At 70.5% G+C, this 21,280-nt stretch carries 20 protein-coding genes; 8 read left to right on the plus strand and 12 right to left on the minus strand.

What is annotated here, in order from left to right:
• The 6 genes from AC069H_RS13660 to AC069H_RS13685 form a co-directional block, all read right to left on the minus strand.
• Complete coding sequence (locus tag AC069H_RS13660; protein WP_478232574.1) at window positions 1–945, minus strand: glycosyltransferase family 9 protein; 945 nt, start codon at window positions 943–945, stop codon at window positions 1–3.
• On the minus strand, window positions 936–1,622 hold the full coding sequence (locus AC069H_RS13665) for an SDR family oxidoreductase (protein WP_340688706.1): 687 nt from the start codon (window positions 1,620–1,622) through the stop codon (window positions 936–938). Before AC069H_RS13665 ends, AC069H_RS13660 begins: the two co-directional genes overlap by 10 nt.
• Entirely contained in the window at window positions 1,622–2,980 is a 1,359-nt protein-coding gene (locus AC069H_RS13670; protein WP_478232454.1) for a PfkB family carbohydrate kinase, read from the minus strand. The genes AC069H_RS13665 and AC069H_RS13670 overlap by 1 nt, the downstream gene beginning before the upstream one ends.
• On the minus strand, window positions 2,977–3,540 hold the full coding sequence (locus AC069H_RS13675; RefSeq protein WP_478232455.1) for a D-sedoheptulose-7-phosphate isomerase: 564 nt from the start codon (window positions 3,538–3,540) through the stop codon (window positions 2,977–2,979). Before AC069H_RS13675 ends, AC069H_RS13670 begins: the two co-directional genes overlap by 4 nt.
• A 15-nt stretch (window positions 3,541–3,555) precedes the next feature.
• Entirely contained in the window at window positions 3,556–5,178 is a 1,623-nt protein-coding gene (locus tag AC069H_RS13680; RefSeq protein WP_478232456.1) for a carbamoyltransferase family protein, read from the minus strand.
• A 295-nt stretch (window positions 5,179–5,473) separates the two neighbouring features.
• Window positions 5,474–6,433 carry an NAD-dependent epimerase/dehydratase family protein gene (locus AC069H_RS13685; protein ID WP_478232457.1) on the minus strand — a complete coding sequence of 320 codons (960 nt, stop codon included), beginning with the start codon at window positions 6,431–6,433 and terminating at the stop codon, window positions 5,474–5,476.
• A gap of 70 nt (window positions 6,434–6,503) precedes the next feature.
• Between AC069H_RS13685 and AC069H_RS13690 the strand changes: the two genes are divergently transcribed.
• Genes AC069H_RS13690 through AC069H_RS13700 form a run of 3 tightly spaced genes read left to right on the plus strand, consistent with a single transcriptional unit; the run spans window position 6,504 to window position 9,155 of the window.
• Window positions 6,504–7,391 carry a polysaccharide pyruvyl transferase family protein gene (locus tag AC069H_RS13690; protein WP_478232458.1) on the plus strand — a complete coding sequence of 296 codons (888 nt, stop codon included), beginning with the start codon at window positions 6,504–6,506 and terminating at the stop codon, window positions 7,389–7,391.
• On the plus strand, window positions 7,388–8,260 hold the full coding sequence (locus tag AC069H_RS13695; RefSeq protein ID WP_478232459.1) for a glycosyltransferase family 2 protein: 873 nt from the start codon (window positions 7,388–7,390) through the stop codon (window positions 8,258–8,260). Before AC069H_RS13690 ends, AC069H_RS13695 begins: the two co-directional genes overlap by 4 nt.
• A complete protein-coding gene (locus AC069H_RS13700; RefSeq protein ID WP_478228920.1) occupies window positions 8,250–9,155 on the plus strand; it encodes a glycosyltransferase family 2 protein in 906 nt (301 codons plus the stop codon). The genes AC069H_RS13695 and AC069H_RS13700 overlap by 11 nt, the downstream gene beginning before the upstream one ends.
• Before the next feature lie 220 nt (window positions 9,156–9,375).
• Here AC069H_RS13700 and AC069H_RS13705 read toward each other — a convergent pair whose 3' ends face one another.
• From AC069H_RS13705 to AC069H_RS13715, 3 genes are read right to left on the minus strand one after another with little or no spacing between them, the layout of a single operon-like run.
• Window positions 9,376–10,596, minus strand: a complete 1,221-nt coding sequence (locus AC069H_RS13705) for a glycosyltransferase (RefSeq protein ID WP_478232460.1) — start codon at window positions 10,594–10,596, stop codon at window positions 9,376–9,378.
• 31 nt (window positions 10,597–10,627) lie between these two features.
• The gene (locus AC069H_RS13710; RefSeq protein WP_478232461.1) at window positions 10,628–11,593 is read right to left on the minus strand and encodes a glycosyltransferase; all 966 of its coding nucleotides are present in this window, start codon (window positions 11,591–11,593) and stop codon (window positions 10,628–10,630) included.
• 28 nt (window positions 11,594–11,621) lie between these two features.
• Window positions 11,622–12,053 (minus strand): DUF4383 domain-containing protein, encoded by a 432-nt coding sequence (locus AC069H_RS13715; RefSeq protein WP_478232462.1) that lies wholly within the window; start codon window positions 12,051–12,053, stop codon window positions 11,622–11,624.
• Window positions 12,054–12,408: 355 nt separating this feature from the next.
• On the opposite strand from AC069H_RS13715, the gene AC069H_RS13720 reads away from it, so the two are divergent.
• Window positions 12,409–13,101 (plus strand): methyltransferase, encoded by a 693-nt coding sequence (locus AC069H_RS13720; protein ID WP_478232463.1) that lies wholly within the window; start codon window positions 12,409–12,411, stop codon window positions 13,099–13,101.
• Complete coding sequence (locus tag AC069H_RS13725; protein ID WP_034322975.1) at window positions 13,085–13,300, plus strand: CDGSH iron-sulfur domain-containing protein; 216 nt, start codon at window positions 13,085–13,087, stop codon at window positions 13,298–13,300. The genes AC069H_RS13720 and AC069H_RS13725 overlap by 17 nt, the downstream gene beginning before the upstream one ends.
• Here the strand turns inward: AC069H_RS13725 and AC069H_RS13730 are convergent.
• From AC069H_RS13730 to AC069H_RS13740, 3 genes are read right to left on the minus strand one after another with little or no spacing between them, the layout of a single operon-like run.
• Window positions 13,268–14,278, minus strand: coding sequence for an iron-containing redox enzyme family protein (locus AC069H_RS13730; protein WP_478228925.1), 1,011 nt, complete (start codon window positions 14,276–14,278; stop codon window positions 13,268–13,270). The two genes, AC069H_RS13725 and AC069H_RS13730, sit on opposite strands and share 33 nt — an antisense overlap.
• Before the next feature lie 18 nt (window positions 14,279–14,296).
• A complete protein-coding gene (locus AC069H_RS13735; protein ID WP_478232464.1) occupies window positions 14,297–15,394 on the minus strand; it encodes a carboxylate-amine ligase in 1,098 nt (365 codons plus the stop codon).
• Window positions 15,394–16,908 carry an FAD-dependent oxidoreductase gene (locus AC069H_RS13740; RefSeq protein WP_478232465.1) on the minus strand — a complete coding sequence of 505 codons (1,515 nt, stop codon included), beginning with the start codon at window positions 16,906–16,908 and terminating at the stop codon, window positions 15,394–15,396. The genes AC069H_RS13735 and AC069H_RS13740 overlap by 1 nt, the downstream gene beginning before the upstream one ends.
• A gap of 74 nt (window positions 16,909–16,982) precedes the next feature.
• On the opposite strand from AC069H_RS13740, the gene AC069H_RS13745 reads away from it, so the two are divergent.
• From AC069H_RS13745 to AC069H_RS13755, 3 genes are read left to right on the plus strand one after another with little or no spacing between them, the layout of a single operon-like run.
• The gene (locus AC069H_RS13745) at window positions 16,983–18,281 is read left to right on the plus strand and encodes an ATP-grasp domain-containing protein (protein ID WP_478232466.1); all 1,299 of its coding nucleotides are present in this window, start codon (window positions 16,983–16,985) and stop codon (window positions 18,279–18,281) included.
• 3 nt (window positions 18,282–18,284) lie between these two features.
• Window positions 18,285–20,309, plus strand: coding sequence for a CocE/NonD family hydrolase (locus AC069H_RS13750; RefSeq protein WP_478232467.1), 2,025 nt, complete (start codon window positions 18,285–18,287; stop codon window positions 20,307–20,309).
• Complete coding sequence (locus AC069H_RS13755; RefSeq protein ID WP_478232468.1) at window positions 20,296–21,219, plus strand: alpha/beta hydrolase; 924 nt, start codon at window positions 20,296–20,298, stop codon at window positions 21,217–21,219. The genes AC069H_RS13750 and AC069H_RS13755 overlap by 14 nt, the downstream gene beginning before the upstream one ends.
• Window positions 21,220–21,280 lie beyond the last annotated feature (61 nt).

Here is a 21,280-nt window from a genome sequence, read left to right on the forward strand (position 1 = left end):
TCACCCACGGGAACCCCCCGTCGCCAGCAGTTCTTCGGCCGCCGCGAGGACGCGTTCCTCGCGCAACAGCAGCAAGCCGGGATCCGGGGCTTCGCCGTGTGGATCGCCGACGTCGCCCACCCAGAGGACCGTGTGCTGCCGGGCGTCGGCAGGCGGGCCCCAGAGCCGCGGCGGAGTCGGCCCGAACAGGAGGACCGACGGCGTCCCGTACGCGGTCGCGAGATGCCCGACGCCGGTGTCGCCGCAGATCACCAGCCGCGCTTCGGCCACGGTCGCGGCCAGTTCGGCGAGATCGCCACCGGTGAGCATCGCCTCGCCGGGAAGCCCGGCCGCCTCGGTGACGTCGCGGACGAGGGGCGCTTCCGGCGCGCTTCCCGTGACGACCACCCGATGCTCTCCGGAGAGTGCCCGCGCCACTCGCGCGTACCGGTCCGGCGGCCAGCGCCGGGCGGCGAACGCGGCACCGGGATGGATCACCACCGCGCCCGCCGCCGGGCTGGGGCCGGGCGGCGGTGGCAGCGCGAGATCGGTGCGATCGGCCGGGATGCGGGCGGCCTCGAGCAGACGGCACCAGCGGTCGACTTCGTGCGCTTCGGCAGGCCAGTCCGGGCCGTCGACGCCGGGGAAGTCCGGATGCCGGTACGTGATCAGTTCGAGCGGGTCCTGGGCGAGCAGGTCGTGGATGCTCTCCGGGCCGCGGCCGTGCAGGTTGACCGCCAGCCGCGGCGGCTCGCCGGGCCAGGACAGCTCGCCGAGCCCGGCCGTCGGGAGCAGCTCGTCCACCGCGTCGATCAGTTCGACGATGTCGCGCAGGTTCTCGGGCGCGGCGAGCACCAGCCGCTCGCCGTCGAAGGCGCGGCGCAGTGCCCGCAGCGCGGGAACCGCGGTGAGCAGATCACCCAGACCGAGCGCGCGCAGCACGAGGATGCCACCGGTCACGGCCAGGACCCTTCTTCCGAAGCGCACACCACGAGTTCGCGGACCTCGCAGCCGGGCGGCTGGGAGAGGGCGAACACCACCGATGCCGCGACGTGCTCGGGCTGGTTGAGTTTCGCGTCCGGCGGCGGCTTGTACTGCTCGGCCCGGTCGTCGAAGAACGCGGTGTGCATGCCGCCGGGGACGAGCAGCGTCACCCCGACCCGGCCCGCCAGCTCCATGGCGAGTGCCCTGGTGAAGCCGACGACGCCGAATTTCGAGGCGCAGTAGGCGCTCGCGTCGCCGGCCACCCGCAGCCCCAGCGTCGACGCGCAGGTCACCACCGTGCCGTGGCTCAGCCGCAGATGGGGCAGCGCCGCGCGGACGACCGCGGCCGTACCGAGCAGGTTGACCCGGACCACGCGTTCCCAGTCCTCTGTGGACACTTCGTCGAGCGCGCCGCACGCGTCGGTCCCCGCCGCGGTGAAGACGCCGTCGATCCCGCCCGCCCGTTCGGCGAGTGCGTTCACGGCGCTCGCGGCCGCGGCGGAATCGGCCAGGTCGGCCTGGACGAAGGCGACGTCGGCCGCGGGTTCGACGCGGTCGACGACGAGGGGTGTACCACCCGCTTCACGGACGGCTTCGACGGTCGCGGCACCGAGTCCGGAGGCGCCGCCGGTGATCAGGACGTTGCCGAGAGGGCGCATCATGCTCCTTCCGCCGCGGCCACCAGCCGGGAGGTGGAATAGCCGCGGATGGTCGGGATCAGGACGATCTCGCCGCCGTGCCTGCGCACGACGGCGCTTTCGGGGAGCTCCGTGTCCGCGTAGTCGCCGCCCTTGACCCAGACGTCCGGGCGGAGGCGGTCCAGCACCGCGGCGGGATCGGGCTCGTCGAACACCACGACGGCGTCGACCGAGGCGAGTTCGGTGAGCAACCTGGCGCGGTCCCGGGCGGTCACGATCGGCCGTCCCGGTCCTTTCAGGCCGCGCACGGAGGCGTCGGAATTGAGGCATACGACGAGGGCGTCACCCAACGCACGTGCCTGCCGGAGCAGGCTGGCGTGGCCGGGGTGCAGCAGGTCGAAACAGCCACCGGTGGCGACGAGCCTGCCGCCTCGCGCGCGGACTCGCGCGGCCACGTCGAACGCCGAAGCACCGTGGTGCGTGGTCTCCGGCCGCGGTTCGCTGTCCACAGTGGACAACGTGGCGGCGCCGCCGGTGGCGACGAAGCGTGCGGCCGTCTCGACCCCGGTGGCCACCGCGTCGGCGGTGGACGCCCCGTCGAGGAGCGCGGCGGTGACCGCGGACGCGAAGCGGTCACCCGCGCCGCAAGTGTCCTTGGCGACGACGCCCGACGGCGGCCGGAACGTCGTGCACGGGCCGCCCTCGGTCAGCACCGCGCCGCGGGAGCCCGTGGTGACGCAGACCGCGGCGGCCTTCCAGAGCGAGTGCACCTGCTTCGCCAGTTCCTCGGCGCCGGCTCGGGCTTCGGTGAGCTGCTCGGCTTCGGCGAGATTCGGGGTGACGAGCCGGATTCCCGCCACGGGCTCCGCTCCGCGCGGATGCGGATCCCAGACGATCGGGATCGTGCCCGCCAGTTCGGCGAGCAGCCTGCGGACCTCCGGATGGCCGGTGACGCCGCGGCCGTAGTCGGCGACGAGGATCGCGCCCGCCGAGCGCAGCGCTTCACGGACGCCGGCGGTGAGCGGCGAGTACTCCGCCCTCCCGTCACCGCTGTCGAGGCGGACCAGCGACTGCCCCGCGGCGCGGACGCGGGTTTTGGTGACGGTGGTGCCGCACAACGGCATCGGCACCACCCGGACCTCGCGCTCCAGGAGTCCGGACAGGGTCCGGCCTCCTTGGTCGTCCCCCAGCGGGGCGACGAGGACGACCTCGGCGGTGGACCGCGCCGCGAGCAACGCGGCCAGCCCGGCGCCGCCCGGCCGCCGCCATTCGCGGGCGAGGTCGACCACGGGGACGGGCGCGTCCGGGCAGAGCCGGTGCGACGTGCCGTCGACGTCGACGTCCAGCAGGGCATCGCCCAGCACGACCAGCGGCCTCACGTGGGCACCCCGAGCGCGTGGTCGAACGCGGTGCACAGGGCGTGCACCAGCGCGAGGTGGACCTCCTGCACGGTGGCCATCGACGGAGCCTCCACCGGGATCGCGTCGGCGCATAGCGCGGCCAGCGGGTTGGGGGAGTGGCCGGTGATCGCCCAGGTGGTCACGCCGAGTTCGTGGGCGGCCTTCGCGGCCGCGACGACGTTCTGGCTGCCCCCGCTGGTGGAAAGGCAGACGAGGACGTCGCCGGGACGGCCGTGCGCGCGCACCTGCCGGGCGAACACCTCCTGCTCGCCGTAGTCGTTGACGATGGCCGTCACGGCGGAGGTGTCCGCGTGCAGGGCGATCGCCGAAAACGGCTGCCGGTCGTTGCGGAACCGGCCCACCAGCTCACCGGTGAGGTGCTGCGCCTCGGCGGCGCTCCCGCCGTTGCCGCACGCGAGCAGCCGTCCGCCGGACGACAGCACGGTGGCCAGATGGTCACCCCAGTCACGGATCTTCGGCGACCAGGAAGCGGACTTCCCGGCGGCCTCGCTCAATGCTGCGAAGTGTTCTTCGATCACGACACACCTCCGAGGTCAGGGACGGCGGACCACGAAAGGTCCGAGGGCGAGCAGGTCGATGGGGGCTGAACCGAAGCACTCCAGCGCGTCCCGCGGGGAATCGACCATCGGCCTGCCCGCGGTGTTGAGGCTGGTGTTGACCACGGCGGGCACGCCGGTACGCCGTTCGAACGCGCCGAGCATTCTCGCCACGAGCGGTTCGCCGTCGGCGTCGACGGTCTGCACGCGGGCGGTGCCGTCGACGTGGGTGACGGCGGGGAGGCGATCCCGCCACTCCTGCGCGACGTCGTGCACGAAAAGCATGTACGGACTGGGAAGCGGGCCGCGGGAGAAGATGTCGCCCGCGCGTTCCGCGAGCACCATCGGGGCGACCGGGCGGAACTGTTCGCGGCCCTTCACGTCGTTCAGCCGTTCCAGATTGGCCTCGTACCCGGGATGCGCGAGCAGCGACCGGTGGCCGAGCGCGCGCGGGCCGAATTCGGACCGGCCATGGAACCAGGCCACGATCCGGTCTTCGGCCAGGGCTTCGGCGACCGCCTCGGCGACGTCGTCCGGCCGTTCGTAGCGCACGTTCGCGGTCTTGAGAGCGTTCTCCAGCTGGTCGTCCGTCCAGCCTCGGCCCAGGTCCGCGCCGGCCATCGGGCCGCCGCGTTCGCCGAAGTCGCCCGCGAGTTGCAGCGCCGCCCCGAGCGCGGTGCCGGCGTCACCGGCGGCGGGCTGGACCCAGATGCGCTCGAACGGTCCTTCGGCGTGCAGCCGGGTGTTGGCCACGCAGTTGAGTGCGATCCCGCCCGCCATCGCGAGGTCCGTGTGCCCGGTGTGTTCATGGATCTTGGCCGCGAGTTCGAGCAGCACGTCCTCCAGGCAGCGCTGCACGCTCGCGGTCAGGTCGGCGTGGACCTGCCCGGGCTCCTGCCCTGGCTCGACGGCGGGCGCGAACGAGGTCCAGTCGATCTCGTCGGTACGGAACCCGAGCCCGTTGGAGTGCACGCTTTCCGCGATCCGGTCGAGGAACCGGGGCTTCCCGTAGGAGGCCAGCGCCATCACCTTGTACTCGTCACTGGACCGGGCGAATCCGAGGTGCTCGGTCAGGTCCTCGTACATCAGCCCGAGCGAATGGGGGAGCCGCTGCTCGGCGAGCTCCTCGAACTTGCCGTCGCGGTACTCGCCCGCGAGGTAGGACGTGCTCTCGCCGCGGCCGTCGGCCACCAGCACCGCGCAGTCCTCGAACGGCGCGGCGAGCGCGGCCGAGGCGGCGTGCGCGACGTGGTGCCGGACGAACCGGACGGTCGCGGGATCCAGTCCCGGCAAGGCCGCCTTGAGGAACGCGGGAGCCCGGCGGGCGAAGTCGGTGCGGAGACCTTCGTTCTTCCCGTCATGCCCCGCCAGACCCGGCTCGACGAGCGCCGGATTGTACGAATAGCCGACGGCGTCGAGATCCTGCGCGGAGATTCCCGCCTCCGCCAGGCACCACGCGGCGGCTTCGGCGGGCTGTTCCCAAGCGGAGAAAGGCACCGGCCGCTTGCCGTGCTTGCGACGGCTGAACCGTTCTTCCTCCGCCGCGGCCACGATCTCGCCGTCGACCACGAGGGCCGCGGCCGGGTCGTGGAAAACGGCGTTGATACCGAGTACGCGCACCGGGCCACCTCTCCGGTCGGGGGATGCGGGCCGTGACCCGCGCTTGCTCCTGTAGCGCTACCCGGTGCAGTCGGTGATAAACGACGCGGCGCAAAAGCCCAGGACGTCGCTACGGAGTGAAGCGTCTCTCGGCGGATCTGAAGTGCCCGGCGTCCGGCCCGTCATTCGCGTGTCCAGGCACGGAACTCGCGTGCTCGGAGGCGTAACTCGCGTGCTTGAAGCCGGAACTCGCGTGCTTGAAGGCGGTCCGGCTTCAAGCACGCGTGTTACGGCTTGGATCACGTGAGTTACGGGTTCAGGCTCCGGCGGCCGGGTATGGGCCGGACCGCGGCCGCGCGAACCAGGCGACGGTGCGCGGAAGCCCTTCCGTCATCGGGATTTCCGGCTCCCAGCCGAGTTCCCGGCGGGCGCGGGAGATATCCGGGCATCGGCGGGCCGGATCGTCGACGGCCGCGTCGATGTGCTCGATCCGCGACGCGCTGCCGGTGACGGCCAGGATCTCCTCCGCGATCCGCAGCACGGTGAGTTCGTGCGGATTGCCCAGATTCACCGGGCCGGGCACGTCGGAGTCCGCCAGCGCGATCAGACCGCGGACCGTGTCGTCGACGTAGCAGAGGGAACGGGTCTGGTCGCCGCTGCCGGTCACGGTGAGCGGTTCGCCCGCCAGCGCCTGGCCGATGAACGTCGGGATCATGCGGCCGTCGTCGGGGCGCATACGCGGGCCGTAGGTGTTGAAGATCCGGGCTATACCGGTGTTCGCGTCCCGTTCCCGGCGCATGGCCGAAGTGAGCGCTTCGGCGTACCGCTTGGCCTCGTCGTAGACGCTGCGCGGTCCGATCGGGTTCACGTGCCCCCAGTATTCCTCGCGCTGCGGGTGCTCCTGCGGATCGCCGTAGACCTCGCTCGTCGAGGCGAGGACGAACCGGGCGCCGTCGCGTTCGGCGATGTCCAGCGCCCGCTCGGTGCCGTGCGAGCCCGCGCGCAGCGTCTCGAGCGGAAGGCGGAAGTAGTCACGGGGCGAGGCGGCGGACGCGAGGTGGAAGACGACGTCGAACGGGCCCGGCGCGCTCATCGGCCCGGTGACGTCACGGGAGAGGAGCCGGAAACCCGGACGGTCGAGGAGATGCGCCACGTTGGCCATGACGGCCGTGGCGAAATTGTCCGCCGCGACGACCTCCGTGCCCGCGTCCAGCAAGCGTTCGCACAGATGCGAGCCGACGAAACCCGCGCCTCCGGTCACCAGCACTCTGTTCATGGCGACTGGCTACCCGCGGTGAGGGCGGGAAAAACCGTGTGAATCGGGAGATGCCGGGTAAGCATCGGATATGCGTGCATTGGTGATCGGCTGGGCGAGCTTCCGGCACGGCGAGGCGACGGCAGGGGACGTACTCAGTATGCGCAGGGTCGACGAAGCGCTGTCGACCATGGGACTTCCGCATGACCTGGCGTGGAGCCCGGTGTACCGGCCGGGCGACGTGAACTACGAAGAGGTGGACCCGGCACGGTACAGCCACGTGGTGTTCGTCTGCGGGCCCGCGCACGGCAGGCAGGTGTGCGAAGTGCACCGCAGGTTCGCCCATTGCCATCGGATCGCCGTCGGGGTCTCGGTGATCGATCCGGAGGACGACACGGTCACGGGTTTCGATCAGGTCTTCGCGCGGGACCACGACGGGGTCGGCGCGCCGGATCTCTCCCTCGGCGTGCCGACCGACACGGTGCTGGTGACGGGTGTGATCCTGGCGCCGGAACAACGGGAGTACGGCGACTCCGGCCGCCATACGGCGGTGCACGCCTCGGTGAAGGACTGGATCGCCGGGGTCGACTGCGCCCGAGTGCCGCTCGACACGCGGCTGGCGGCGTCGGATTGGGAACGCTGTGAGACACCGGACCAGTTCACGTCGATCCTGTCGCATCTGGACGTCGTGGTCACGACGCGGCTGCACGGGCTGGTGCTGAGTCTTCAGGCGGGAGTGCCCGCTCTGGCCATCGACCCGGTCGAGGGCGGTGGCAAGGTCACCGCACAGGCCGACGCGCTCGGCTGGCCCGCCCTCGTCCCGGCCGAGGAGGCGGGCAACCGGGACGTGCTCGACTCCTGGTGGCGCTGGTGCTCCTCGGTGCAGGGCCGGGCGGTGGCCGCGTTGCGCGCGCTGCCCGGTGACGACGGGCTCGTGCGGGACATGGTGAAGGCGCTCAAGACCCGGCCGGTGCGATGAGCGCGGCCGCGACGACGGTGGTGATCGCCACCCGCGATCGGGCACCGGAACTGGAACGGACGTTGCGGCGGCTCACGGCGTTACGGCCGCCTCCGCCGATCGTGGTGGTGGACAACGGCTCCTCCGACGGCACCGCGGCCATGGCCGCCGCGTTCCCGTGCGTGCGAGTCGTCCGGTTGCCGCGCAACATCGGCGTGTCCGCGCGGAATCTCGGGGTCGCCGTGGCGCGGACGCCTTATGTCGCCTTCAGTGACGACGATTCCTGGTGGGCCGAGGATGCGCTCGCCGAGGCCGAGCGCATCCTCGACGCTCACGACGACGTCGGCCTCCTCGCCGCGAAAACCCTGGTAGGGGAGGAAGAACGAGAGGACCCGGTCGTCTCGCTGATGGCCGCCAGCCCCCTCGGCAGACCTGATGGGCTTCCCGGACCGGCCGTGCTCGGGTTCCTCGCCTGCTCCGCGGTCGTCCGGCGGACCGCCTATCTGCAGGCCGCGGGTTTCCATCCGCTGCTGCATTTCGGTGCCGAGGAGCGGCTGCTGTCCTACGACCTGGCGGCGCGCGGCTGGTGGCTCTGCTACGCGGAGGACGTGCGGGCGCATCACCACCCGTCGCCGATGCGGCCGTCGCCGTCGTGGCGTGAGCGTGCCGAACTCCGCAACCGGATGCTGATCACGGTGATGAGACGGCCCGTGCGCCGCTGTCTTGCCGAAGGATTTCGTGCGCTGGCCAGGGTTCTCCGGGAACCACACGTGCTCGGCGCGCTCGCCGGAGTGCTCCGGCGGCTGCCCCGCGCGCTCGCCGACCGGCAACGGCTGCCCGCTTCGGTGGAGCGCCGCATCCGCGTTCTGGAACACGCACATGGAGGATGAAGTGACGGACCGGATCACGGTCGTGGTGATCACGCACAACCGGCGCGCGCAACTGCTGGAGACCCTCGACTCGATGACCGCGCTGCCCGACGCGGCGCCGATCGTGGTGGTGGACAACGCTTCCGGCGACGGCACGGCGGACGCCGTCGAAGAACGGTTCCCGTCGATCCGGGTGATCCGCTCGCCGCGGAACCTCGGCGCCGTCGCGCGCAATCTCGCCGTCCGCGAGGTGGAGACGCCGTATGTCGCGTTCTGCGACGACGACACCCGGTGGCAGCCGGGGTCTCTGCGGCGCGCCGTCGAGCAGCTCGATGCCTACCCCGGACTCGGTGTGGTGACCGGGCGGTGCCTGGTGGAGCCTGCGCTGACCGAGGACCCGATCACCCCGGAACTGCGACACTCCCCGGTCCCCGGCCCGGACTGGCTGCCCGGGCCGGCGCTGCTGGGCGTCATGGCGGGCCTCTCGGCCGTCCGCGTCCGCGCCTTCCACGACGTCGGCGGCTTCTCCGACCGCATGTGGCTCGGGGGAGAGGAAGAGCTGTTCGCCCTCGACCTCGCGGCCAAGGGCTGGTGGATGTGCTGGGACGAGGAGATGGTGATCCACCACGCCCCCTCGGCCGTCCGCGATCCGCGGCGGCGACGGCAGCTCGGCATCCGGAACACGTTGTGGACGCTGTGGTTGCGGCGTCCGCTCGGCAGCATCGTGCGCCGGATGGCCGCGGTGCTGCGTTCTGCGCCCTTCGACCGGGCCACGTTCGCGGCGGTGGCGGAAGCGGTGCGGGGGATCCCGTGGGTGCTGCGGGAGCGGGCGGTGGTTCCGGCCGGAGTGGAGCGCGGGCTGGTGCTGCTGGAGGAGTCGCAGCGGAACTCGGTCGCGCGACGGTATGTGGGGTGAGAAGACGGACGAGGACGACTCAGCGCACCGCAAAGATCCAGCTGAGTGACCCAGTGTGACGGGTGTGTGGAAATAGAGACGTTCAGTGTCTCTGTTTCCACACACCTTCCGGTCGGCGTCGCGAAAGCCACTTCCGGGACAGCAGGTGCGGGATCCAGGCTCCGAGGGAACGCACGCGGCACCGATCACGGACGAAACAACTCGGTCACCGCACGGCGGGTCAGGAAGGCGAAGCGGCAGCCGCCGCCACTTCCGTCTCCTCGCTCACAACGCGCCCATAAGCGCGCAAGGTGTCCGCGGCCACCCGGTCCCACGAGTACCGTGCCCGCACCCGGTCGGTCCCGGCGATCCCGAACGACTCGCGCGCCGAAGAGTCACCGAGGAGCCGTCGCAACGCTCCCGCCAAGTCCTTCGGGCTGCGAGGCGGGACCAGCAGGCCCGTGACGCCGTCGACGACGGTGTCGGTCAGCCCGCCGACGGCGGTCGCCACGACCGGGACACCGCAAGCCATCGCCTCCAGCGGCACGATGCCGAACGGTTCGTACCAAGGTGTGCAGACCGCCGCGTCGGCGGAACGCAGGAGCGCGGGCATGTTCTCGCGGGACACCAGCCCCGGCATGTGCACGCGGTCGGCGACGCCGGCCCGATCGGCGATCGCCTGGAGCCGCCGCACTTCCGGAGCCTCGGCGAGCGGGCCCGAGTCCGGGCCGCCCGCGATGACCAGTTCCGTGTCCGGGAGCGAGGGCAGCGCGGCGATGGCGAGGTCGAAACCCTTGCGCGGCACCAGCCTGCCGACGCTGACGATCCGCTGCCGAGCCGTGCGGGGAGCGCACTCGCCGTCCGGGGTGAACTCGGTCAAGTCCACTCCACAGGGGACGACCGAGGCGCGTGAGCGCGGCAGGCCCATCCGCACGAGTTCGAAGACCTCGTCCGAACAGGTCGCGATCACCCTGTCGGCCTGTTTGGCGATCATCCGTTCGAGCCGGCTCCGGTCGGGCGGACTCGTGTCCTTTTTGCCCTGATAGCGCCGTTTCACCACACCCAGCGCGTGAAAGGTCTGGGTCACCGGGATACCGAGATCCTTCGCCGCGAGAATCGAAGCCAGGCCGGACATCCAGAAATGCGCGTGGACGACGTCCGGCCGGTCCTTGGCCCAGCGGGAGCGCAGCACCCGGCCGAACTCTCCCATATACGGCAGCAGTTCGTCCTTCGGCAGCTTCCTCGCCGGGCCCGCCGGGACGTGGACGACGCGGTAGCCGTCCGGCGTCTCGACCGTCGCGGCGACGCGCCGGTTCTCGCGGCGCGTGTAGACGGTGACGTCGTGGCCCCGCCTGCTCAGCGCGGCGGAGAGTTCGGCGACGTGGACGTTCTGGCCCCCGGCGTCGGCTCCGCCGAGCGCGACGAGCGGGCTGGCGTGTTCGGAAACCATCGCGATCCTCATCGGGGACTCCTTCCCGCCGCGGTCGGCGTGGTCAAGCGGTCACCTCGGTCAGCAGGGCGTCCCAGCGTTCGAGGAACGCGTCGAGCCCGTAGTGGCTCAACGCGAACTCGCGCGCGGATTTCCCTGCCAGTACGGCGAAATCTGGTTCATGGATCAATTCGCGGTAGGCCCTCGCCAGCACTTCGACATCCGTCGAGACGGCGCCTGCGTCGGGCGGGACCGCGAGAACGGCTTCGGTGGTCGCCAGCGCGACGACCGGCATGCCGAGGTGCATCGCTTCGAGCAACGAGAGCCCCAGCGAGGTCCACCGGGCGGTGTGCAGGTGGACGCGGCGCCGGGCGACCTCGGCGTGCAGTTCCCGGCTGCGCAGGTCGCCGCCTGGATGGAGCGCGGGGTGACGGCCTTCGAGATCTTCGCTGCCGATCCCGTACACGTCGACCGGCGCGATCTCCGCGAAAGCGGGCAGCAGATCCGTTCCGGTGATCCGCCCACGCCTCGCCGGTTCGTTGATCAGGGCCGCGCCGTGGGGGAGTTCCCCGGTGTAGCGCTCACCCGGGTCGGGGATCCCGTGCGGGACGACCACCGTGGGTGCGAGACCGGAGTCCCACATCAATTCGTTGAAGTGGGTCACGTGGATCAGCGGGATGTCGTCCCGCTCGGCCAGTGGGTGCCGGGTGGTCGCCGCGTGTTCCCGGGGCGTGTTGTGCTCGACGTAGACGGCGGGTACTTCCTTGCCGGGGCGGCGGCGCAGCCACCGCGCCGCCAGCTGGATCTCCTCGGGCCGCTGGAGAACGACGACATCGACGTCGAGGTCTTTCAGCTCGTCGACCGGGATCTCCTCGGCGGAGGGCCAGTCACGGCCGCTGAGGCCGCGTCCCCAAGGCCCGCCCTCGGCGAGCAGCGGCAGGTAGTAACGATGGCCGCCCTGCACGAAGGATTCGGTCCAGGACCCGTGGACGTGCCACAGGAGGATCCGGAGCGGGGCCTTTTTCGTCATACCCGCCAGGTTGCCGGTTGTGGACGGACTAAACCTTTTCCCTTGCCTCACTTTGCTTCCGCTGGGAAACACGCGTGGCGGCGATGCCCACCGCGAGTGCCGCGAGCGAGGTCAGCGCGTGGAGGGTGTTGTCGGCCCAGCTGAAGTTGACGGCGTCACCGGACGTGTCGGTCCCCGCCGAGAGCACCCCGAACGCGGTCAAACCCGCGAAGGCCACGAAAGCCAGCCAGCAGTAGGCCGGGATCGCGGACGGCTTGAGCACCGCGACCAGGCCGAGCACGCCGAGCACGGTGCGGATGACGTCGAGCATCCCGGTCGCGCTGAAGATCCACAGTGTGTTCTCGCCCGCCTGGTTCGCTTCGGGAAGGAAGAAGAAGCCGAGCACCCCCAAGACGAGATGGACCAGTGCGATGATCAGCACCGCCGGTCGCAGAAGAAAGCCTGTCGTACGCGGATTCATCGGAAACGCCTCCGTTTCGCCAGAAGACCCGTCGGATACCCCGTGGAGACGCCGTGAAACTCCCCCGGCCGGGCGAGCCGGGGAGTTCCGCGCACCGGCTCAGCCGGATTGCGGGTCGGTGTCGTCGTGGGGATCACCGGATGACGTGCCCTGCTCCCCTCGGACCTCCTCGCGGTCTTCCTCGTCCCGTTTCTCGCCGGTGTCGGCCTTTCTCTCCATCGGGGCCTCCTTCGGTCATTTTCCTGCGGCTACCCCGTTCCGAGCGCGTCCAACCCTCCGGTCGCAGGCCATTGTGGACGTTTGGCACCGTGCGGCCGGGGTAGCCGGGAGCAACATCGGCGAACCCGGAGGGGACATGACCGCGATCTCCAACGCAGCAGCGATTCCACTTGCCCCGGCGCGGCCACGGCTGCTGCGACTCCCGGGGGTGTACCACCCGCAACACGACACCTGGATGCTGGCGAGCGCGTTGAGCACGTCAGGAATGCCCGCCGCGGCAAGAGTTCTCGACCTCTGTACCGGGACCGGCGCTCTCGCGCTGGCGGCCGCGGCGCACGGCGCGGGGTCCGTGACCGCGGTGGACATCTCCCGGCGGGCGCTGGCCGCGGTCTGGGTCAATGCGCGGCTGCGCCGGCTCCCGGTCCGGCCGCTTCGGGGCGGCCTGGCCGAAGCGGCGCGCGGTGGGCCGTTCGACGTCGTGCTGGCGAACCCGCCGTATGTCCCGTCCCCGGTGCCCGCGGCCGGGGCCGCGCGGGCGTGGGACGCCGGGCCGGACGGCCGGATCGTGCTCGACCAGGTGTGCGCCGGGGCGTCGTCCCTGGTGGCGCCGGGCGGTTACCTGATGATGGTCCATTCCGCGGTCGCCGGACCCGACAAGTCGCTGGAGCAGCTGCGGGCGGCGGGAATGACGCCTTCGGTGGTCGCCACCCGGTCGATCCCCTTCGGGCCCGTCATGCGGGCACGGGCGGCCTTCCTCGAAGCGGCGGGCCTGATCGGCGCCGAGCAGCGGCACGAGGAACTGGTGGTGATCCGTGCCGACCGGCCGTGAGACCAGGGTCCGGATCGAACCCGGCGGGCCCCTCCTGGTGGAGGGGCCGGTCGAGATCGTCACCGAAGACGGCGAGACGGTGACCTCGGATCGCTTCGTGGTCGCCCTCTGCGCTTGCCGCCGCAGCAAGCGCTACCCGTTCTGCGACACCAGCCACCGCCGCCGTTCACGGCAAGGGGTGCAGCGGCCTCAGGAGTGAGCTCTCCCCGGCTGACCACGCGTCGAGCAGGTGCCTGGTCAGCCGGCCCTCCAGAAGATCGGTGGCCTGGATGCCGAGCGCGATGTCCGCCGCCAGTTCCGGTTCGCGGTCGAGCAAGTCGCCGACGACGTCGTGCCGCAGCACCTGTTCGTGCACCGCGTCGGCCTCGATGTGCTCGGTGTAGAAGTACCGGCATTCGGCCGGCCCGCCGAGGCGTTCCAAGGCCTGGTCCAGCCGCCTGGCGGCGGGCGCGGTGGTGATCTCGGCGGTGGCGAAGTGCCCGACGAGCGCACCGCGCAGGCTTCGGTGCAGGCCGAACAGCGACATCATGTTCACCGTCGCGAGCATCTGGGCCGGGACGTGGTCGAGGTAGGCGAGGTACCCGGAGGACAGGCCCGCCGCGGTCAGCAGATCCGCGAACAGGCGGGAATGCGCCTGCTCGGCCCGCCCGCCGCCGAACTCGTCGAACTCCACCGCGACCAGCGCCGCCTTGGCCCTGCCGCGCAGCCGGGGAATCACCCAGGCGTGGGGGTCCGCCTCTTTGAGGTGATAGATCGACCGATGCGCGAAGTACTCCTCGACGTGCCACCATTCGCCCTCGTCACGCAGGAAGTGCGAAACGCCGCCGCCGTCGACCGGTTCGACGAGCAATTCGTCCAGCAGCCCGCTTACGTCGTCCCCGCCGGGGACGGCGGCGCGGATCCCGTCGAGGAACGCGTGCTCCAGGACGGATCGGAAGCCCAGCAGGCGGGAGTCCCATTCCCATTCGGAGTCGACACCGTCGAAGCCCTGGTAGTGCAGCTCGTAGCAGACGTACAGGGCCAATTGCAGGTCCTCGCCGAACGGGTCGGCGTCGGTCGCCGCCTCGAGGTCGAAGTCGTCACGGCGTCCGCCCGCCAGGGTGTCCACCACGGCGGCCGAGAGCGGGCCGCGGATCTCGGGCAGCCTCGCGGCCACCGCACGGTCGATCGTCGTCATGCCCCGGGAGTACCCGATCTAGCCGTGCGGAACCGTCTCTTCGGTCAGCATCCGCAAGACCGCGACCTCTCCGTCGGCGGCGGCCCGGCGCTGTCGTTCGGCGCCGGTGCCCTCCCGCTCCAGTTGCCCGAGCAGGGTGCGGACGAGTTCCGCGTCGCCGGTGTCCTCCAGTGCCTGCTTGGTATGCGCCAGCAGCGCGGCGACCCGGTCGCCCACGGGGACCGGCTTTCCTGCCACCGGGTCGACGGCCGGTCCCGAAAGTCCGTGGCGCGCGGCCGCCCACAGCGCGGCGGCGGCGATCTGCGGATCAAGCGGAGTGGCCTCCACCCCGTGGTCCAGCTCGGTGAGAGCGGTGCGCACCAGCGCGCGGGTCAGCAGCCCCTGCAAGACGGCCTCGTCCACGGTGGACGCGGTGTCGGCGGCGCGGACCTCGACCGTCGGCCACCGCGCGGACGGCCTCGCGAGCCAGAAGGTCTGGTTCTCGTCCACGAGGACACCGCAGTCCACCAGCCGTCCGACCTGCTCCTCGTAGGCGGCGGCGTCGGCGAAGTACGGTGCGACGCCCGAGCCGGGGAAACGGCTCTGCTCGACCATCCGCCAGCTCTCGTAACCGGTGTCGCGGCCGTCCTCGAAGGGCGAGTTGCCCGACAGCGCCAGCAACGTGGGCAGCCATTCACCCAGGTGGTTGACGACGGCGACCGCAGTCTCCCGGTCGGGCACGCCGACGTGCACGTGACATCCACAGGCCTCGTACGCCTTGACCACGCCCGCGTACAGCGCGTCGACCTTGCCGAACCGGTCGTCGGCACCGCAGTCGCGCTCGGGTGAGGGACGCGGGGGAGTGCCGGCGGCGATGATGGCGCAATCCTCGCCCGCGGCCGCTTCGGCGAGCGTGCGGCGCCCGGCGGTCAGGTGCTCGTACAGCTCGTCGGCGGTTTCGCAGACACCCGTGGCGGCCTCGATCTGGGTCGGCCGCAGTTCGCGGTGGACCGCGGCGCCGTCCGGCAGCGGACAGCAGATCCGGTGCCGTTCGAGCACCGCCCCGGCCCGGGGACAGCTCACCCCGGTCCGGGGATCGACCAGCAGGAACTCCTCTTCGATACCGATACCGGTCATCAGCGCTCCCGCTTCTTCGGCAGCGCCCGCACGGCCGGCCCCTGGAGCACCGACCCGTCCAGGCCGAACCGCGAACCGTGGCAAGGGCAGTCCCAGGTCTTCTCCGCGTTGTTGAACGCGACGAGGCAGCCCAGATGGGTGCAGTGGGCGCCGACGGCGTGCAGTTCGCCGCCCGGATCGCGGTAGGCGGCGACGAGTTCACCACCGTCACGGGTCACCTTCGCCTCACCGGGCAGGATTTCGTCCACGGAGGCGGGTTCGCGCAGCGCGCTGAGATGGTCGCAGACCAGGAACTTCGCCACGGTGGCGTTGTTCTCCACGGACGAGATCGCGGACCGGAGGTCGAAGCGGTTCGGGTCGTACAGACCCGCGGACGGGTTTTCGTGTCCGGTGAGGAGATCCGCGAGCAGCAGCCCGGCCGCGGTGCCGCCGGTCATGCCCCACTGGCCGAACCCGGTGGCGACCCAGAGATGGCGGCTCGCCGGGTGATAACGCCCGACGTACGGCACGGAGTCCAAAGTGGACAGGTCATGAGCGGACCACCGGTGGGTGACCCGGTGCACGGCCGCGTGCTCGCTCGCCCAGCTCGCCAGCCGTTCGTAGCGGCTTTCGACGTCGACGGAGCCGCCGACACGGTAGTGCTCGCCGCCGACGACCGCGTACGGGACACCGTCCTTGAGGTAGCTCCGCACGGAGTGGTGAGTGTCCGCGTCGAGGTACATCCCTTCCGGCGGCCGGTTGCCTTCGACCGGCCCGGCGACCACCAGATCGCGGACCAGGTCGAGCCGGGCGAAGAACAGGCCGCGGTCGAACACGGGGTAATGGGTCGTCACCACGACCTCGCCCGCCCGGACGTCGCCGGAACTGGTGCGCACCGTGGTGCCGCCGAGTTCGTCGACGCCTTCCGCGCGAACGCCCTCGACGATCGTCCCTCCCGCGCGTTCGATCTCGCCTGCCAGGGCGAGCAACCATTGGCGCGGGTGGAAATGCGCCTGCGACGCGAACTTCACCGCGCCGAGGGCGGGTACGTCGAGATCGACCTCGGTGACATAGGAGGCCGGGAGACCGGCCTCGGCGGCCGCTTCCGCCTCACGTTCGAGGCTTTCGACGGTTCCGGGGTGGGTCGTGTAGACGAAACTGGCGGCGCGGGTGAACCCGCAGTCGATGCCGAGTTCGGCCGTGGCCGCGGCGATCCAGTCCAACGCGGCCGCCTGCGTGTACGCGTACGTCGCGGCGGCTTCGGAGCCCTTGGTCTTGGCCAGCGTGGCGTACTTGAGCCCGTGCTGGGCGCTGATCTTCGCCGTGGTGTGGCCGGAAACCCCCGCCGCGAGGCGGCCGGCTTCCAGCACCAGGACCGAGCGCCCGGCCCTGGCCAGCCGGTACGCCGTCGTGAGTCCGGCGATACCGCCGCCGAGCACGGCGACGTCGATCTCCGGCGGCAACGGCGTTCCGGTGCGGTCGGGAGCGGGCGCGGTGTCGAGCCACAGTGAACGCGTTCCGGGCAACTCCGTCATGACGGCCGGATTCCCAGGTGACCACGGGGGCAAACCAGGGTTTTCCGGAACTTCGGAGCGGGTAGCACTGCCCTATGACCACATCCTCCAGGCCCCCAGAGGAAAAGAACATCTTCGTCATCGGTCTCAACGACGGCAATGACGAGGTGCTGAGACGAATCCCCGGTGCCGACCGGTATCGCTTCCATGCCTTGCTGTCGCCCGGGGAACTCCAGCACGGCGAGATTCCGATCGTGGAACTCGTGGAGAAGGCGGTGGCGCAGTTGGACACCTTCGACGGCTCTGTCGACGCGATCGTCAGCTACTGGGATTTCCCGTCCTCGACGATGGTCGCCATGCTGTGCGAAAAGTACGGTCTTCCCGGTGTTTCGCTCGAGGCCGTGCTGAAGTGCGAGCACAAGTACTGGAGCCGCCTCGAACAGTCGAAGGTGATCGACGAGGTGCCGGCGTTCGGCATCGTCGACCTGGATGAGGACGATCCCCGGCCGCCGGAGGGCGTCGGCTACCCCATGTGGCTCAAGCCAGTGAAGTCCTTCTCGTCGGAGCTGGCCTTCCACGTCGCCGACGAAGACGAGTTCGACAAGGCGGTCGCCGAGATCCGGGCGGGTGTCGACAGGGTCGGCAAGCCCTTCGAGCGTGTGCTCGCCACGGTCGACCTCCCCGCCGAGGTGGCCGACGCCGGTGGAGCGGCGTGCCTCGCGGAAGGTGAGCTCAACGGCGTCCAGGCCGCGACCGAAGGCTATGTCTACAAAGGACAGGTCACGGTCTACGGTGTCCTCGATTCGATCAATTACCCCGATACCGCCTCGTTCCAGCGGCATCAGTACCCGTCGCAGCTGCCCGAGGACGCCGTCGAGCGGATGAAGGAGATCTCCGCCCGCGTGATGGAGCAGATCGGCTTCGACAACGCCACGTTCAGCATCGAGTTCTTCTGCCACCCCGAATCCGGGCAGGCCTGCCTGCTGGAGATCAACCCGCGGCATTCGCAGTCCCACGCGGAGTTGTTCGAATACGTCGACGGCGTGGCGAACCACCAGATCATGGTCCAGCTGGGCCTCGGCCAGGATCCCCGGACGCGGCGGAACCGGGGCGACTACCGGATCGCGGGCAAGTGGTACTACCGCCGCTTCCGCGACGGGCTGGTCACCCGGGTGCCCACCCGCGGCGAGATCGCGGACCTGGAGGCGGAGATCCCCGGGGTGAAGATCGAGCCGGTGGCCGAAAAGGGGATCCGGCTCTCCGATCTGCCCGAACAGGACAGCTACAGCTACGAGCTCGCGCATGTCTTCGTCGCGGCGCAGACCGAACGGGAGATGGAGAGCAAGTACCGCCGGTGCGTCGAGGCGCTGCGGTTCGACTTCGAGGAGGGATAGCCCATGCGGACGGTGGCTTCGCTGCCGTACGAGATCGCCGAGGAGGACCACGTCTGGATCCCGGTCTCCGACGGCGTCCGGCTGTCGGCCCGGATCTGGCGGCCGGTCGCTTCGGACGGTGAGCCGGTCCCCGCGATCCTGGAGTACATCCCGTACCGCCACCGCGACCTGACCTCGGTGCGGGACTCCGTGCACCATCCGTACCTCGCGGGGCACGGCTACGCCTGTGTCCGCGTCGACATCCGCGGCTCGGGGGAGTCGGAGGGCGTTCTCGCCGACGAGTACCTCGAACGGGAGCAACTCGACGCGGAGGACGTCCTGGAGTGGATCGCCGCGCAGCCGTGGTGCTCCGGCCGGACCGGCATGATGGGGATCTCGTGGGGCGGGTTCGCGGCGTTGCAGGTGGCGGCGCGCAAACCGCCGAGCCTGACCGCGATCGCGATCTCGTCGTTCACCGACGACCGCTACTCCGACGACATGCACTACATGGGCGGTTGCCTGCTCTCGGACAACGTCGCCGAAGCCTCCACGATGTTCGCCTACGCCACGTTGCCGCCCGACCCCGCGTTGGCGGGTGAGCGGTGGCGCGAGCTGTGGCACGAACGGCTGGAGAATTGCAGCCTCTGGGCCGGTGAATGGCTGAGCCACCAGCGCCGGGACGACTACTGGCGGCACGCGTCGGTCTGCGAGAACTACAGCGACGTCCAGGTGCCGGTCCTCGCCTCCAGCGGCTGGGCGGACGGGTACTCGAACGCGGTCTCGCGGCTGCTGTCGAATCTCGACGTGCCCCGGCGCGGGCTGATCGGGCCGTGGTCCCACAAGTATCCGCATCTCGGACGGCCCGGCCCCGCCATCGGGTATCTGCAGGAACTGGTCCGCTGGTGGGACCACTGGCTGAAGGACGTCGAGAACGGTGTCATGGACGGGCCGATGCTCCAGACCTGGATGCAGGACAGCGTGCCACCGTCGACTTCGTACGAGGACCGTCCCGGCCGCTGGGTGGGCGAGCCGACCTGGCCTTCGCCGCATGTGCGCCCGTCCGAGCACCGGCTCGCCCGGCACCGGATCGCCCGTCCTGGCGAGGAGGTCCCGGTGGAGAACCTGTCGGTGGAGTCGCCGCTTTCGGTCGGCCAGTTCGCCGGGAAGTGGGCTTCCTACAGCGCTCCACCCGACCTTCCGTACGACCAGCGGGAGGAGGACGGCGGCTCGCTCGTCTTCGACACCGACGAACTCACCGAGCCGTGTGAAATCCTCGGCTCACCGGTGGTGGACCTGGAGGTCTCCGCGGACAAACCGGTGGCACAGGTCGCCGTCCGGCTGTCCGACGTCGCCCCGGACGGCAGGGCCACGCGCGTGACCTACGGGCTGCTGAACCTGACCCACCGGGACGGGCACGACGAGCCGGAGCCGCTCGAACCGGGCAAGCGGTACCGGGTGCGCGTCGAGCTCAACGCCGTCGCACAGGCGTTCCCCGCCGGGCACCGCATCCGGCTGTCGATCTCGTCGTCCTACTGGCCGCTGGCGTGGCCGCCACCGGAACCGGCGATGGTGACCGTCCACACAGGACGGAGCACGCTCACACTGCCGGTGCGGCCGATGGCGGAGGCGGACGAGGTCCCGGCACGGCCGTTCGGCGAACCCGAAGGGACCGAACCGTTGCCCGCGACCCAGATCGAGCCCGCTGAGCAGCGCTGGACCGTCTCCCGGGACCTGATCGACTACCGGTCCGCGCTCGACATCGTCAAGAACGAGGGCAAGGTGCGGTTCGACGACATCGATCTCGACGTCACCAGGAACGTCTTCGAACGCTACTCGTGGGTGGCCGACGACTTCTGTTCCCCGGTGGCGGAGACGGCCTGGTCGATGACCTTCGCCCGCGGTGACTGGGAAGCGAGGTCCGAAACCCGCACCCGGGTGTCCTGCACTCCCACCGAGTTCGTGATCGACGCACAGCTCGACGCATACGAAGGGGAGCGAAGGACGTTCTCCCGCAACTGGTATCGGACGGTTCCTCGTGATCAAGTCTAAGCTGAGTCTTCCGGCGAAGTCGCTGCTCGCGTGGCTGCGCCTCACTGGCCGGAAGCGCACCTACGCCGACCTCGACCGCTTCCGGCGGAGCATCGAAAGCAGCCAGGCGAAGGGGGATCGGGGGCCGATCCGCTCGATCAGGCGCCGGTTCGACGTCAGCCGGTCCGAAGTGGACGGACGACCCTGCTATACCATCAAGCCGCGCGTCCGCGGGGACGGCAGGAAAGTGCTGTACTTCCACGGTGGTGCCTATGTGCACCAGATCCAGCACGATCACTGGCGGTTCTTCGGACGGCTGATCGACCGCGCCGGCTGCTCGGTCACCGTGCCGATCTACCCGCTGGCCCCGGAGCACCAGTGCCCCGAGACCATAGCGTTCGTCCGTCGCGCGTACGACGAGTTCTCCACGGGAGTCGACCCGGAGGAGCAGATCGTGATGGGGGACTCCGCCGGTGCGGGGGTCGCGCTCGCCCTCACCAAGGCGCTGCGGGACGAAGACAGGCCGGTGCCCAAGGAGACGGTCCTGTTGTCGCCGTGGCTGGACCTGACGATGAGCCATCCGGCGCAACCCGCGCTGGACGAGCGCGACCCGTATCTCGCGCTCACCGGCCTCACCGAGGCCGCCAGGCTCTACAGTGGCCAGTTGCCGCGTACCGATCCCAGGCTCAGCCCGGTGTTCGGCGACCTTTCGGGGCTCGGGGCGCTGACCGTCTACATCGGAACCAAGGACGTCCTTCTTTCCGACGCCCGGCGCCTCCACACGTTGTGCACCGAGCAAGGTGTACCGCTGAGCTATCACGAGTACGAGGGCATGATCCACGCGTGGATGCTGGCCTCGATCCCGGAAGCGAGGCTGGCGCTGGAGGAGATCGCGCATCTCGTGGACCGGGCTCTGGTGAAATCGGTGTAGCCGCGTGAAGAGCGGGTAACCGGAAGGCAACGGCCGGCGCAGCGAGGTTGTACGTCCGCCG

Source organism: Amycolatopsis sp. NPDC043887, from assembly GCF_056435665.1.